13 protein-coding genes are annotated in these 13,889 nt (G+C 69.6%); 4 read left to right on the top strand and 9 right to left on the bottom strand.

Going from position 1 to position 13,889, the window contains the following annotated elements; genetic code table 11:
* Window positions 1–107: 107 nt before the first annotated feature.
* Window positions 108–1,526 carry a lipase maturation factor family protein gene (locus tag ACFYO0_RS01735; RefSeq protein ID WP_388668950.1) on the top strand — a complete coding sequence of 473 codons (1,419 nt, stop codon included), beginning with the start codon at window positions 108–110 and terminating at the stop codon, window positions 1,524–1,526.
* On the opposite strand, the gene ACFYO0_RS01730 is transcribed toward ACFYO0_RS01735, so the two are convergent.
* The 8 genes from ACFYO0_RS01730 to ACFYO0_RS01695 all read right to left on the bottom strand — a co-directional run bounded on the left by ACFYO0_RS01730 (window position 1,514) and on the right by ACFYO0_RS01695 (window position 9,711).
* On the bottom strand, window positions 1,514–2,365 hold the full coding sequence (locus ACFYO0_RS01730) for an amidohydrolase family protein (protein WP_388668947.1): 852 nt from the start codon (window positions 2,363–2,365) through the stop codon (window positions 1,514–1,516). The two genes, ACFYO0_RS01735 and ACFYO0_RS01730, sit on opposite strands and share 13 nt — an antisense overlap.
* Window positions 2,362–2,676: an L-rhamnose mutarotase gene (locus tag ACFYO0_RS01725; RefSeq protein WP_388668944.1), complete on the bottom strand. Its 315-nt coding sequence runs from the start codon at window positions 2,674–2,676 to the stop codon at window positions 2,362–2,364. Before ACFYO0_RS01725 ends, ACFYO0_RS01730 begins: the two co-directional genes overlap by 4 nt.
* The gene (locus ACFYO0_RS01720) at window positions 2,673–3,692 is read right to left on the bottom strand and encodes an aldo/keto reductase (protein ID WP_388668941.1); all 1,020 of its coding nucleotides are present in this window, start codon (window positions 3,690–3,692) and stop codon (window positions 2,673–2,675) included. The genes ACFYO0_RS01725 and ACFYO0_RS01720 overlap by 4 nt, the downstream gene beginning before the upstream one ends.
* On the bottom strand, window positions 3,692–4,456 hold the full coding sequence (locus ACFYO0_RS01715) for an SDR family NAD(P)-dependent oxidoreductase (protein ID WP_388668938.1): 765 nt from the start codon (window positions 4,454–4,456) through the stop codon (window positions 3,692–3,694). Before ACFYO0_RS01715 ends, ACFYO0_RS01720 begins: the two co-directional genes overlap by 1 nt.
* Window positions 4,453–5,826 carry an L-fuconate dehydratase gene (locus ACFYO0_RS01710; RefSeq protein WP_388668935.1) on the bottom strand — a complete coding sequence of 458 codons (1,374 nt, stop codon included), beginning with the start codon at window positions 5,824–5,826 and terminating at the stop codon, window positions 4,453–4,455. The genes ACFYO0_RS01715 and ACFYO0_RS01710 overlap by 4 nt, the downstream gene beginning before the upstream one ends.
* Before the next feature lie 252 nt (window positions 5,827–6,078).
* On the bottom strand, window positions 6,079–7,116 hold the full coding sequence (locus ACFYO0_RS01705) for an ABC transporter permease (RefSeq protein WP_388668932.1): 1,038 nt from the start codon (window positions 7,114–7,116) through the stop codon (window positions 6,079–6,081).
* Window positions 7,109–8,638, bottom strand: coding sequence for a sugar ABC transporter ATP-binding protein (locus ACFYO0_RS01700; RefSeq protein WP_388668929.1), 1,530 nt, complete (start codon window positions 8,636–8,638; stop codon window positions 7,109–7,111). Before ACFYO0_RS01700 ends, ACFYO0_RS01705 begins: the two co-directional genes overlap by 8 nt.
* Entirely contained in the window at window positions 8,635–9,711 is a 1,077-nt protein-coding gene (locus ACFYO0_RS01695; protein ID WP_388668926.1) for a sugar ABC transporter substrate-binding protein, read from the bottom strand. The genes ACFYO0_RS01700 and ACFYO0_RS01695 overlap by 4 nt, the downstream gene beginning before the upstream one ends.
* A 163-nt stretch (window positions 9,712–9,874) precedes the next feature.
* Here ACFYO0_RS01695 and ACFYO0_RS01690 point away from each other — a divergent pair, with 163 nt between their 5' ends.
* Window positions 9,875–10,597: a FadR/GntR family transcriptional regulator gene (locus tag ACFYO0_RS01690; protein ID WP_388668923.1), complete on the top strand. Its 723-nt coding sequence runs from the start codon at window positions 9,875–9,877 to the stop codon at window positions 10,595–10,597.
* Between the two features lie 129 nt (window positions 10,598–10,726).
* Window positions 10,727–11,257, top strand: coding sequence for a MarR family winged helix-turn-helix transcriptional regulator (locus tag ACFYO0_RS01685; protein WP_388668920.1), 531 nt, complete (start codon window positions 10,727–10,729; stop codon window positions 11,255–11,257).
* 69 nt (window positions 11,258–11,326) lie between these two features.
* On the opposite strand, the gene ACFYO0_RS01680 is transcribed toward ACFYO0_RS01685, so the two are convergent.
* The gene (locus ACFYO0_RS01680) at window positions 11,327–12,097 is read right to left on the bottom strand and encodes a DUF4142 domain-containing protein (protein ID WP_388668917.1); all 771 of its coding nucleotides are present in this window, start codon (window positions 12,095–12,097) and stop codon (window positions 11,327–11,329) included.
* 404 nt (window positions 12,098–12,501) lie between these two features.
* Here ACFYO0_RS01680 and ACFYO0_RS01675 point away from each other — a divergent pair, with 404 nt between their 5' ends.
* A complete protein-coding gene (locus ACFYO0_RS01675; protein ID WP_388668914.1) occupies window positions 12,502–13,845 on the top strand; it encodes an amidase in 1,344 nt (447 codons plus the stop codon).
* Window positions 13,846–13,889: the final 44 nt, after the last annotated feature.

Raw genomic sequence — 13,889 nt, 5'->3', positions numbered from 1 at the left:
TCGTCACGGCCGAATTGTGAGCGGATCGAGTTGCCCACGCCGGTCCTGGGCACCCCCCAACGGAGGCGTCACGCAGCGTCACAATGGGAGAGAAGGGAGCTGGCGACGTGGAGTGGTTCACCGCCGCCGAGTACTGGATGAGCCGGCTGGTCTTCCAGCGGGCCCTGGCCGTCGTGTATCTCTTCGCTTTCCTGAGCGCGGCGCTGCAGTTCCGCGCGCTGATCGGCGAGCGCGGCATGCTGCCCGTGCCCCGTTTCGTCGCGCAGGTGCCGTTCCGGCGGGCACCGAGCGTGTTCCACCTCCACTACTCCGACCGTTTCTTCGCGGCCTGGGCGTGGACCGGCTGCGCGGTCTCGGTCGCCCTCATCGCGGGCCTGGACGGTCAACTGCCGCTCTGGGGCGGCATGCTGCTCTGGCTCGTCCCCTGGGTGATGTATCTGTCGATCGTGAACGTCGGGCAGACCTGGTACTCCTTCGGCTGGGAGTCCCTGCTCCTGGAGGTCGGCTTCCTCGCCGTCTTCCTGGGCAACGACGAGGTCGCCCCGCCGCTCGTGGTGTTCCTCCTGCTGCTCTGGATCCTCTTCCGCGTCGAGTTCGGGGCCGGTCTGATCAAGATGCGCGGCGACGCCTGCTGGCGGAAGCTGACCTGCCTCGACTACCACCACGAGACACAGCCGATGCCCGGCCCGCTGAGCTGGTTCTTCCACCATCTCCCGAAGCCCTTTCACCGGGCTGAGGTGGCGGCCAACCACTTCACCCAGCTCGTCGTCCCCGTCCTCCTCTTCGCCCCGCAGCCCATCGCTACGGCCGCCGCGTCCCTGATGATCGTCACCCAGCTGTGGCTTGTCCTGTCGGGCAATTTCGCCTGGCTGAACTGGATCACGATCGTGGTCGCGCTGTCGGCCGTGGACTACGGAGTGACGCGCGGCCCCTCGGACGCTCCGCTCTGGTACGAGATCGTGGTCCTGGCCGTCGCCGCGGGGCTGGTCGCCCTCAGCTACCGTCCGGCCCGCAATCTGGTCTCGCGCCGCCAGGTCATGAACCGCTCCTTCGACCCGCTCCGCCTGGTCAACACCTACGGGGCGTTCGGCAGCGTCAGCCGGCTGCGGTACGAGGTCGTACTCGAAGGCACCCTGGACGAGCTGCCGCGCGCGGACTCCGACTGGCGGGAGTACGAGTTCAAGGGCAAGCCGGGTGATCCCCGGCGCTGGCCGCGCCAGTTCGCCCCGTACCATCTGCGGCTCGACTGGCTGATGTGGTTCGTGGGGCTCTCCCCCGCGTACGCCGGTTCCTGGTTCGGCTCCCTGGTGGAGCGGCTGCTGGAGAACGACCGGGACACCCTGCGGCTGCTGCGCCGCTCCCCGTTCCCGGCGGACCAGCCGCCCAGGTACGTACGCGCGAGCCTGTACCGGTACCGCTACACGACCTGGCGCGAGCTGCGCGAGACGGGCGCGTGCTGGCAGCGGACGTACGTACGCGACTTCCTGCCGCCCACACGGCTTGAGGTCGCCGTTCAGAGGACGTAGACGCGGCTCGCGGTGCCCGAGAAGACCTCGGTGCGCTCGCTGCCGCTCAGCCCGGTCGTCAACTCCTCGGCGGCGTCCAGCACTTGGGCGTACGTGGCAGCCAGTGTGCACACCGGCCAGTCCGAGCCGAACATCAGCCGGGACGGGCCGAAGGCCTCCAGCACCGTGTCCGCGTAGGGTGCCAGATCGCTCACCGTCCAGCTCTGCGGGTCCGCCTCCGTCACCAGGCCGGACAGCTTGCAGACGGTGTTGGGCAGCGATGCGAGGACGCGGACGTGGGAGGCCCAGGGTTCGAGTTCGCCCGTGGCGATGGGCGGTTTCCCCAAGTGGTCGAGGACGAAGGTGAGTTCGGGGTGGCTCTCGGCGGCCTTCACACAGGCGGTGAGCTGGTGCGGCAGGACGACCAGGTCGTGGACGAGGCCCGCCGCGGCGACGGCGGTGAGTCCTCGGCGTACGTCCGGGCGCAGCAGCCACTCGGGATCGGGCTCGCCCTGCACCTGGTGGCGGATGCCCCGCAGGTACGCGCCACCCCGGAGTTCCGCCAGCCGAGCCAGCTCGTCGGCGACGTCCGGCCGGGTCAGGTCGGTCCAGCCGACGACTCCCCCGATCAGCTCGGTGTCCTCCGCGAGGGCCAGGAACTCCGGGGTCTCCTCGGGCACGGTGATCGTCTGCACGAGGACGGTGCGGTCGACTCCGGCGGCCCGCGTCTCGGGTTCGAGGTCCGCGAGGGTGAAGTTCCGCCGGAGCGACTGGAGTCCGGGGCCGGTGATCCAGTCCTGGTCGCGCACGGAGAGGTCCCATACGTGGTGATGCGCATCGACGATCGCACATCCCGTCACGGCAGCTCCCAGACGACCGGCAGGCCCGCCTCCGCGCCCTCGGACGAGTAGTCGTGCACCACGTCCAGGAGCTGGGCCATTCGTGCCTGCCAGGCGATGTTGACCGGCAGTTTCTCCAGCTCGGCGAGGAGCCGCCCGTAGTCCTCGCACTCCAGGACATGGAACAGATCGGTGCCACTGCGCCAGATCGTCCAGGAGGTGGCACCGCCGGCGCGGATCGCGTCCGTGAGCTCCTCGGGGACCTCGCGGTGCGCTGCCTCGTACTCGGCGATGCGGTCGGCGCGGACCTTGGTGTGCAGGGCGATTCTCACGCGGGCTCCTCTCCTGCGTCGGGGATACGTACGGGGACTGGTGCCTCCTCGGGCAGCAGCTTGGCCTCCCGCAGCTCCTGCCAGAACTCCGCCGGTACGTCCGTGGTGAACTGCCGTACGGAGTCGCGGACTTCGTCCGCCGAGCGGGTGCCGACGAGGACGCTCGCGACGGCGGGGTGCGCGAGCGGGAAGGCGAGGGCGGCGGCACGCAGGGTGGTTCCGTGGCGTTCGGCGATCGCCTTGATACGCAGCGCCTGGTCCAACAACTCCTGTGGTGCGGAGGCGTAGTTGTACGTGGCTCCCGGCTTCGGGTCCGCCAGGAGGCCGGAGTTGAAGGCACCGCCGATGACGACGGACGTGCCGCGTTCCGCCGCGGACGGCAGCAGTTCGGTCAGGGCCCGCTGGTCGAGGAGTGTGTAGCGGCCCGCGCACAGCACCACGTCGACGTCGGTGTCGCGGACGAAGCGGGTGAGCATCTCGGCCTGGTTCATACCGGCGCCGATCGCACCGACGACGCCCTCGGAACGCAGCTGTTCCAGGGCGGGATAGGCCTGGCCGAAGGCGTCGGTGGCGTGGTCGTCCGGGTCGTGGAGGTAGACGACGTCGACGCGGTCGAGGCCGAGCCGCTCCAGGCTCTCCTCCAGGCCCCGGCGTACGCCGTCGGCGCTGAAGTCCCAGACGCGCCGGTGGGTGGCGGGCACGGCGAAGCCGCCCGCGAGGTCGTCGCCGGTGACCTCGTCGGCCGGCTCCAGGCGTCGGCCCACCTTGGTGGAAACCGTGTACCCGGACCGCCCGCGCAGCTTGGCGCCGACGCGCCGCTCGGACAGGCCGATCCCGTAGTGGGGGGCCGTGTCGAAGTAGCGGATCCCCGCATCCCAAGCGGTGTCGAGTGCGGCGAACGCCTGCTCGTCGCTCACCGGCGTGAACAGGCCCGCGATGCCCGCGGCGCCGAAGGCCAGCTCGGTGACCTCGACTCCGGACCGCCCCAGGGCCCGGGACCGCACCGGCGTGCCCATCACTGCCGCGCGGGGCGCAGCCGCAGCCCCTGCATGCCGCCGTCGACCGCGAGCGCCGTGCCGGTGGTCGCGCCGGACAGCGGGCTCGCCAAGTAGGCGACGGCGCCCGCGACTTCGGGTGCCGAGACGAGCCGGCCGGTGGGCTGGCGGGCTTCCAGGGCGGCCCGTTCGGCGGCGGGATCCGCCGCGGCGTCCAGGAGGCGGCCGACCCATGGGGTGTCCGCGGTGCCGGGGTTCACGCAGTTGACGCGGATGCCCTCACGGACGTGGTCGGCGGCCATGGCGAGGGTCAGCGACAGGACGGCGCCCTTGGACGCGGAGTACAGGGCGCGTTGCGGGAGGCCCGCGGTGGCCGCGATGGAGCAGGTGTTCACGATGGCCGCGTGCGCGGACTCGCGCAGGTGGGGCAGGGCCGCGCGGGCCGTACGCACCATGCCGAGGACGTTGACGTCCAGGACCCGGTGCCACTCGGCGTCGTCGTTGTCCTCGACGGTGCCCTGGGCGCCGATGCCCGCGTTGTTGACCAGCACGTCGAGTCCGCCGAGGTCCGCGACGGCGGCGGCGACGGCCTGGCGTACGGAGGTGTCGTCGCTGACGTCCGCCTGGTATCCGAGCAGGGGCTTGTCGACGCTCGACGGGTCCAGGTCGAGGACGGCGACCTGGGCGCCGCGGGCGGCCAGGAGTTCCGCGGTGGCCCGGCCGATGCCGGACGCGCCGCCAGTCACCAGCGCTTTGAGCCCCGCAAAGTCATGGGTGTCGGTCATGCCGCTGCCCCCTTCTGGCCGGTGAGCCGCTGATCGGTGGATGCCTGCTGGGCGAGGTCGGCGGCCCAGAACGTGCCGCCGGGGAACGTGAACTCGGCGAGAGTCTCGGGTCGCATGGTGGCCGAGAAGCCCGGCGCGGTGGGTGCCATGTAGTGACCTTCCCTGATCACCACCGGGTCGAGGAAGTGGTCGTGCAGATGGTCGACGTACTCGATGACCCGGTCATCAGTGGTACCGGAGAGGGCCACGTAGTCGAACATCGAGAGGTGCTGGACGAGTTCGCACAGGCCGACGCCGCCCGCGTGCGGGCAGACGGGCACGCCGAACTTGGCCGCGAGAAGCAGGATCGCGAGGTTCTCGTTGACGCCGCCGACGCGGGCCGCGTCGATCTGCAGGACGTCGATGCTCCCGGCCTGGAGCATCTGCTTGAAGACGATCCGGTTCTGGACGTGCTCGCCGGTGGCGACCTTGACCGGTGCGACGGCCTTACGGATCCTCGCGTGCCCGAGGACGTCGTCGGGGCTGGTGGGCTCCTCGATCCAGTACGGGTCGAACTCGGCGAGCGCCTGGGTCCACTCGATGGCCTCGTCGACGTTCCAGCGCTGGTTGGCGTCGATGGCCATACGGATACCGGGGCCGATGACGGAGCGGGCCACGCGGCAGCGGCGTACGTCGTCGGCGAGGTCCGCGCCGACCTTGAGCTTGATCTGGGTGAAGCCGTCGGCCACGGCCTGGCGGGCAAGGCGGGTGAGCTTCTCGTCGGAGTAGCCCAGCCAGCCGGGCGAGGTGGTGTAGCCGGGAAAACCGCGCTCCTTCAGCAGTTCGGTGCGCTCCGCGGCCCCCTCCCTGCCGCGTCTGAGCAGCTGGAGCGCGTCCTCAGGGGTGAGGACGTCCGCGATGTAGCGGAAGTCGACCTGGGAGACGAGGAACTCCGGGCCGGCGTCCGCGAGCAGCTGCCACAGCGGCTTCTGGGCGCGCTTGGCGGCGAGGTCCCACACGGCGTTCAGGACGGCCCCGATCGCCATGTGCATCACCCCCTTCTCGGGTCCGAGCCAACGCAGTTGGCTGTCCCCGGTCAGGTCCCGGGCCAATGACCCCGGGTCCGCGCACAGTTCGTCCAGCGACCGCCCGAGGACATGCGGGCGCAGGGCGTCGATCGCGGCGACCTGGACCTCGTTGCCCCGCCCGATGGTGAAGGTGAATCCGTGCCCCTCCGGCCCGTCCTCGGCGTCGGTGCGCAGCACGACGTACGCGGCCGAGTAGTCGGGATCCGGATTCATCGCGTCCGAGCCGTCGAGCTCGCGCGAGGTCGGGAAGCGGATGTCGAAGGTGTCGACCGCGGTGATACGGGGGGCGGCAGGTGAGGACACAGAAGTGCCTTTCGGTCAGGGACAGGGGAAGCGGACTTGCCGAAGTCCGGTGCGGTACCGCGCCCCTGAGGAGGCCCAGGCCTCTCAGGGGCGCGGGGCTGTATCAATGTGCAGCTCCGCCGGGATGGGGTCCCCCCGCTCATGGGGGTCCCCCCGCTCGAGCGAAGCCGAGAGTGGGGGAGGAGCCGAGAGTGGGGGGAGCGACCAGCCACGACGAACCCACAGCTTTGAACGTGCTTCCCAGCGGCACGCTCAATCCTGCGCACGGCCGGTCGTCACACGGGCAATCATGAGGGCCACCAGGATGATTCCTCCGTAAATGGCCTGGATCCAGAAGGACGGAACCTGCGCAAGGGTGAGCAGGTTCTGGACAACGCCAAGAAGGAGGACGCCCGTGAGGGCGCCAAACATCGTGCCCTTGCCGCCATCGAGGCTGATCCCGCCGATGACCGCGGCAGCGAACACCGTGAAGATCATGTTCTGGCCCTGGTTGGCGTTGATCGCGCCGACATAGCCGGTCTGCAACAGCCCGCCGACCGCGGCGAGTGTCCCGGCGATGACGAACACGGCGAGCATCACGCGATCGACCCGGATACCGGCCGCGCGCGCCGCGTCCGCGTTGCCGCCGATCGCGTACAGGGCGCGTCCCCACCGGTGGTACCTGAGCATGAGGCCCGCGGCACCGAACGCCGCCGCCGCCAGCCACACCGAGATGGGCACCGACAGGAAGGTGGTGGTGGCCAGCGTGTAGAAGGCGTCGGGCATGCCGAACAGCGTCTTGCCCTTGGTCGCGCCGACCAGCAGACCGCGCAGGACGATCAGCATCGCGAGCGTCACGATGAACGCGTTGAGCTTGAACTTCACCACGAGGATGCCGTTGAAGCCGCCGATGACCGCACCCACGCCGAGGATCGCGAGCAGGGCGAGCCCCACAGGGAGGTCGGTACCCCAGCCGGAGGCCGCGGCGGGCAGCACCAGCAGCGCGCCGACGGCGGGCGCGATACCGACGACCGACTCCAGGGACAGGTCGAACTTGCCGGTGATCAGGACCAGCGACTCGGCGAGCACGACCATGGCGAGCGCCGCGGAGGCCCCGAGGATCGAGATCAGGTTGCGCTCGGTGAGGAACGAGTCGTTGACGAACGCACCGAGGACCAGGAGCAGCAACAGCGCCGGTACTAGGGCGAGTTCGCGGGCCCTTCGCAGGAGTACGGACTTGGCGTTGGCGCTGCTCTTCACCGGCTGCTTGGAGGTGGCGGGCGAGGCCGACGGGGCCTTCGTGTCAGCCATGGTCCACTCCTTCTATGGATGCGATGAGCTCGTGGTCGCGCCAGCCCGCGGGGTGCTCGGCCACGACGCGGCCGTGGAAGAGGACGAGGACGCGGTCGCAGCGGCGCAGATCGTCGAGTTCGTCGGAGACGACGAGGACGGCGGTCCCGTCGTCGCGGGCCGAGTCCATGCGGGCGAGCAGGGACTCCTTGGACTTCACGTCGACGCCCGCGGTGGGGTTGATGAGGACGAGAAGCCGTGGGTCGGAGGCGAGGGCGCGGGCCATGACGACCTTCTGGGCGTTGCCTCCGGAGAGGTCGGAGACGGGCTGGTCGGGGCCCTCGGCGTGGATGTCCAGCCGGTGGATCAGTTCGGTGGCGAAGCCACGCTTGCGGGCGGTGCCCACGAACCCGTATTTCCCCAGCCGGTCCAGGATGCTCATGGTGGCGTTGTCGCCGATGGTCATCCCGAAGACGAGCCCCTGGCCGTGCCGGTCGCGGGGGACGCAGCCGACGCCGGCCTTGAGGGCTCCCTGAACATCGCCGAACGGCAGCGGCGTGCCCTCCAGAAGGGCAGTTCCCGAGGTGGGGGTGTGCAGTCCGGCGAAGGACTCGGCGAGCGTGATCTTCCCGCTGGCGCTGGAACCGGCGAGGCCGACGACCTCGCCGCGGCGGACAGTAAGGTCGACGTTCTCGTACGTGTCGGAGGTCAGGCCCTTCGCCTCCAGCACGACCGGCGCGTCGGCACCGTTGTCCTCCAGCACGGCGTCCGCGTGTTCCAGCACCGCGTCCGCGGCAGCTGCCTGCTGTTCGGCGACCGCCTCCCCCGCCATCGCCTCCACCAGCGCGCCGCGCGGCAGTTGGGCGACGGGCGCCGTGGTGATCCAGCGCGCGTCACGCAGCACCGTGACGGTCTGGCATACCTCGTACACCTCCTGGAGGTGATGCGAGATGAACAGGAACGTGACGCCGGATTCCTGGAGCGCGCGCATACGCGTGAAGAGACGCTCGATCTCCCGGTTGTCGAGCTGTGCGGTGGGCTCGTCGAGGACGATGAACCGGGCTCCGAAGCTCAACGCCCGGGCGATCTCGACCATTTGACGATCCTCGACCTTGAGATCGGCGGTACGCGCCTCAGGGTCGACGTGCACGTCCCAGGTCTGCAGGACCTCCGCCGCCTGGTCCTTCAGCCGGCGCCAGCTGATGAACCCACCGCGCCCGGTCGGCTGCCGGTTGATGAAGAGGTTCTCGGCGACCGACAGCTCCGGGACCACCGTGGGCTTCTGGTAGACACAGGCCACCTTGCGGCGCCAGGCGTCCCGGTCGGCGAGCGGTGGCGCGGGCTCGCCGTCGAAGCGGACCGTGCCCTCGTCGGCGGCCTGGAGTCCGGTGAGGATCGTGACGAGCGTGGACTTGCCCGCGCCGTTGCGGCCCACGAGGGCGTGGGACTCGCCGGGGAGGACGGTGAGCTGACCGTCTTGGAGGGCGACGGTGGGACCGTACCGCTTGGTGATCCCACGCGCCTCCACGAGTGGGGTGCTCATCCGACCGTGTTCCCCCACAGCTTCGGGTCGTCGACGTTCTCCTTCGTGACCAGCGGTGCGGGCAGCTGGTCCTCGAGGATGCCGCTCGGCAGCTTGACGATCGTGGAGTCGTGGTCGGTCGGACCCGGCTTGAACGTCTTCCCCTGCATCGCCTGCTTGATGTAGTACATGCCGTACTTGGCGTACAGGTCGGCGGGCTGCGAGACGGTGGCGTCGATCTCACCCTTGCGGATGGCGTCGTACTCCTGCGGGATGCCGTCGTTGGAGACGATCGAGATGTGGCCTTTCTCGCCGGCCTTCTTCAGCATCCCCTTGGACTTGAGGGTCTGCAGCGTCGGCGCGAGGTAGACGCCGCCCGCCTGCATGTATATGCCCTTGATGTCCGGGTTCGCATTGAGGAGTGTGTCCAGCTTGGAGGCCGCGGTGTCGGACTCCCACTTGGCGGGGATCTCCAGGACCTTCAGCTTCGGGTAGCTCTTCTTGACGCAGGCGCGGAACGCCTCCGAGCGGTCGCGGCCGTTGACCGAGGCGAGGTCGCCCATGATCTGCACGACCTTGCCGGAGGGGATCTGCTGGCCGAGGTACTCGCAGGCCTTCTCGCCGTACGCGACGTTGTTGGCGCGGACGACCATCGCGACCTTGCCCTTCTCGGGCGCCACGTCGACGGCGACCACGGGCACGCCCTTGCGCTCGGCCTGGTCGAGTCCGGCGGAGATCGCGGCGCTGTCCAGGGGGGCCACGACGAGGCCCTTCACCCCCTGGTTGAGCTGGTTGTTGATGTCGGTGATCTGCTGCGAGGCGTCGCTGTTGGAGTTGACGGTCTTGAGCGCGTCGACCCCCTCGGACTTCGCCATCTTCGGCACGTAGTCGTTGTACGACTGCCAGAACGGCGAGGTCAGCAGAGGCAGGATCACCCCGACCTTGCCTTCGCCGCCGCCCTCGCCACCGGAGGCGACGCTGTCCTCGGTGCTGCCGCATGCCGCGAGCACGAAGGTGGCGCAGGCTGCCGCAGCCGCCGTTCGCAGGGGGATCCGCCTCTTCCGCAGTCTCGTACCGGCTGTCTGTCGCCTCATCCGTCGGCTCCTCATCGAGCGAGATCGAGCAAGTGCCCGCATATTTATCAGACCACTTCCCTCTGACAACACCCTCAGACAGCAAACTTCCGCCATTTTGAGCGTAGTGGTCGGACCACTGGCCTGATTAGACTGCGGCACACCCGGTAACAGGAGGAGTGGCGTGGACGAGATCCTGCCCAGGCAGACGGAGCCCGCACCGCAGAAGGGCACCGTGACGCAGCGCGCCATCGAGCAGATCAAGGCGATGATCGCCGAGGGGCGGCTGGAGCCGGGTGCGCGGCTGCCGACCGAGCGCGAACTGGCGGTCCAGCTGGGCATCTCGCGCAGCTCGATGCGTGAGGCGATCCGCGCGCTGACCGTCCTGGGGGTGCTGGAGGCCCGGCACGGGTCCGGTATCTACGTCACGCAGTTGGAAGCCGGTGACCTGCTGGAGACCTTCGGTGTGGTCGCCGATCTCTCCCGGGGACCCCAACTGGTGGAGCTGCTGGAGGTGCGGCGGATCCTGGAGTCGACGGCGACGGCGCTGGCCGCCGCTCGGATCACTCCCGGTGAACTCGCCGAAGTCGAGAAGCACTTGGCCGCCATGCACGCGACGGACGATCCGGAGGAGATCCTCTCCCACGACCTGGCGTTCCACCGCGCGATCGTTGCGGCGGCGCGCAACGACACGATGGCGGCGATCCTGGAAGGCCTGTCCTCGCGTACGTTCCGCGCCCGGGTCTGGCGGGGCTATCAGGAGGAGGGCGCCTTCGCGCGCACCCGCCGCGAGCATGCGGCGATTCATCGCGCGCTGGTCGCTCATGATCCGGAGGCGGCCCGGGCGGCTGCCGCCGCGCATGTGGGCGAGGTGGAGGAGTGGCTGCGGACCCAGCTCAGTCAGTAGCGGGGGCGCGGCACATGGGGCCCGTTATGCGTAAGGCGGTGGCGCCGCGGCGGCTCTCAAGGTCAAGGGAGACGAAAATCGATTCGCCTCCTTGAGGACTCAAGTGGATCGGCACGGTAGAAAGGACCCATGGCGGAGCGTGAGGCACCCGTGATGGGTGTGGACGACGTCGACGAGGTGACCCGCGCGGTACTGACCGCGTCGAGGCTGCTGGTCGCGGTGTCCGCCCGCTCACTGTCCGCGGTCGAGGAACGCGTGACCCTCCCGCAGTTCCGGATGCTGGTGGCGCTGTCGACGAAGGGTGCCACCAAACTGGTCTCCCTGGCCGACCTGCTTCATGTGGCGCCGTCGACGGCCATGCGTATGGTGGACCGGCTGATCGCGGCCGGTCTCGCCGACCGGCAGACCAGTCCCGCCGATCGCCGGGTGACCCTGCTGCGACTGACCGGCGAGGGCCGGCGCACGGTGCGGGAGGTCACGGCCCGGCGCCGCGCCGACCTCGCCGAGATCGTCAAACGACTCGACCCCGAGCAGCGGGTGGACCTCATCGAGGCACTCACCGCCTTCAACGAGGCCGGCGGGGAACCTCCCGTTCCGGCGGACGATCCCGAGTGCCATCCGCTGGGCTGGGCGGACGACGAGCTGGGACGCGGAGCCTGAACCCTGTGTCGTCGATATGCCGCCCAGTGTGCGCCCGCCCTCGTACGGACCGAGGGCGCGCAGTCGGCGTCACCCACCCAACGCCGGGTTGGACGTCGAGTTGACCGAGGGCCCGGGGGTCGGCGGGCCGGGCGTCTTGATGTTCAGGTCCGGACGCGGCTTGAGGACCAGGACCGGCGACCCCGGCTGCGGCGGGGGCGGGGTGGTGTCGTCCTTGGGGAGCTTCGGCGGGGCGGTCTGCTGGAAGTTGTTCTGCTCGAAGTTCACCAGCTCGGTCTTCTCGAGAATCGTCATGTGGTCGAGGACCGTGGCATTGGCCAGGTCGGCGAGCTGACGAATCAGGGTGTTCTGAGTGGAAGCCCGGATTTTGGCGATGACCGGGAAGATCTGACCGTGCGTCACCCGCATGATGCTGACCGCGGTGGAGTCGAACTGCTTGCCCGAGCTCCCGTCCACGGTTGCCACGAACTGCTGCTGCTGCGGAGACGCCTGGTTGGGCAGCGTGATGCCCAGCTCCGGGGCGATCTGACGGCACATCACATCGAGACCGCCGTGCCCGACGACCAGGTGCTTGCCCGCCTCCTTCATCGCCTCGGTCGTACCACGCTCCATGGCCAGCTCGCCAAGGGGGTACTCCCACAAGCCTGCCGCGCGCACCTTCACCACGAAGTCGCGGTCTGCCTCCGTTATCGGCCCATAACGGGTGTTGGCGATGACACGCTCCGTGTTCGTGGACGTGTTCTCGATGCCCAGCATCGCCGGGTAGGCGAGTGCAGCGATCGTCATCGTCATGCCGCCGACCACGAAGACAGTTCCCGCTACGTTACGTGATATGCGCATAGATCCTCCTGGCGTGACTGGCGCTGACGCCAGAAGGTACGGACGAATCCGGTGGAGCGATCATTGCACCGGGTAAATTTTTTCGCCCGCCGTGTGATTTGCATCACACGGGTTTAGGCCTGTTGGCGAGACAGCGCGAAACCGCACGATACGCACAGCCCCGTGCGCACCCGTAATCCGCGGCCCACTGCCAGGTACCGCCGCCGAGGGTCTCCATGAAGACCTCTTCACCTCCCGGCAGCACCGACTCGCGGGCCGCCGAACGGAAGTAGACGCAGGTCAACTCCTCGACGGTCTTGGGCGATCCAGACCCGACAGCCTCTCGACGTCACGCCCCGATCCGGGCACAGTGCTCCCCATACCAGTGAGTAAGTTCACGCGAACCCCGTACAGAAGGAGCCTTCGTGACCACCTGGGCCGGCCGGACCGCCACCGAGATCGCCTCAGCCGTACGTGAGAAGCGGGTCACGCCCCGTGAGGTGGTGGCCGAGCACCTCGCGCGGATCGAACTGCTCGACGCCCGTGTGGGCGCCTTCCGTCAGCTGCGCGCGGCGGCGGCACTCGCCGAGGCCGACGAGGTGGCGGCCCGCGCCGATCTGGCCGGACTCCCCCTGGCAGGCGTGCCGGTGGCGATCAAGGACAACCTGTCCGTACGCGGCGAGTCCACCCGCCTCGGTTCCGCCGCGACTTCCGATACCCCGGCCGACCACGACCATGTCACGGTGGCCCGGCTGCGTGCGGCGGGCGCGGTCGTCGTGGGTCTGACGAACGTGCCGGAACTCTGCGTCTTCGGCACCACGGAGGGCGTGCACGGCACCGCACGCAACCCGTGGGACACCACCCGCACGGCGGGCGGCTCGTCCGGCGGCAGCGCGGCCGCGGTCGCCGCCGGGATGGTGCCGATCGCTCTGGGCAACGACGGGATGGGCTCGCTGCGGATACCGGCCGCCAACTGCGGGCTGATAGGCCTCAAGCCGGGCTTCGGCACGGTCCCGGCGGGCATCGGCAACGGCGACTGGTTCGGCATGTCGGAGAACGGTCCGCTGGCGACCACGGTCGAGGATGCCCGGCTGATGTTCTCGGTGCTGGCCGGCACCGATGTCGTACGTGCGGCCGAGCCCGTCACGCACACGGTCGCCGTCTCCGTACGCAGCCCACTGGTCGGCGTCACGATCAGCCGCCCCTACGCGACCGCGGCCCGTCAGGCGGCTCAGCTGCTGGCCGAAGCGGGTCATCGGGTGCGGCGGGCCGACCCGCCGTACCCCCTGTGGCTGGGCACGACCTCGCTCGCGCACTGGACGGCGGGGACGGCGGTGGACGCGGAGGGCCTCGACCCGCGACGGCTCACACGACGGACACGTGTGCACGCGGCTGTGGGGCGCCGCTTCGTGGGCTCGGTTCGCGGTGGTGCGCGCAGGGATCAGTTGCGCAGACGTATGGAGCCGTTCTTCGCGGAACACGACGTCCTGCTCACTCCGGCTCTCGCCCGGCGGGGGCCCGCCGCCGCGGACTGGCACAAGCGCGGCTGGCTGCGCAATCTGCTGGCCAACACGAACTACTCGCCGCTGACTCCGCCGTGGAACCTGACGGGCTGGCCGGCGATGGCCGTGCCGTTCGGGACCCTGCCGTCGGGTGCCCCGTGCGCTGTACAGCTGGTGGGGCGGCCCGGTTCAGAGGCCGAACTCCTTGAGCTGGCCGGGCAGTTGGAGGAGATACGGCCGTGGCGGCGTACGGCGCCGCTGGCATAGAAGGGCGCAGCAGGGGTCGTAAATCCCTTGCTGGGGTCGTCTCC

The sequence above is a fragment of the Streptomyces sp. NPDC006365 genome, from assembly GCF_042870755.1.
Classification (GTDB): Bacteria; Actinomycetota; Actinomycetes; order Streptomycetales; family Streptomycetaceae; genus Streptomyces; species Streptomyces xiangluensis.
The sequence above is the reverse complement of the archived record's forward strand: the minus strand, read 5'-3'. Positions and strand labels throughout refer to the sequence as shown.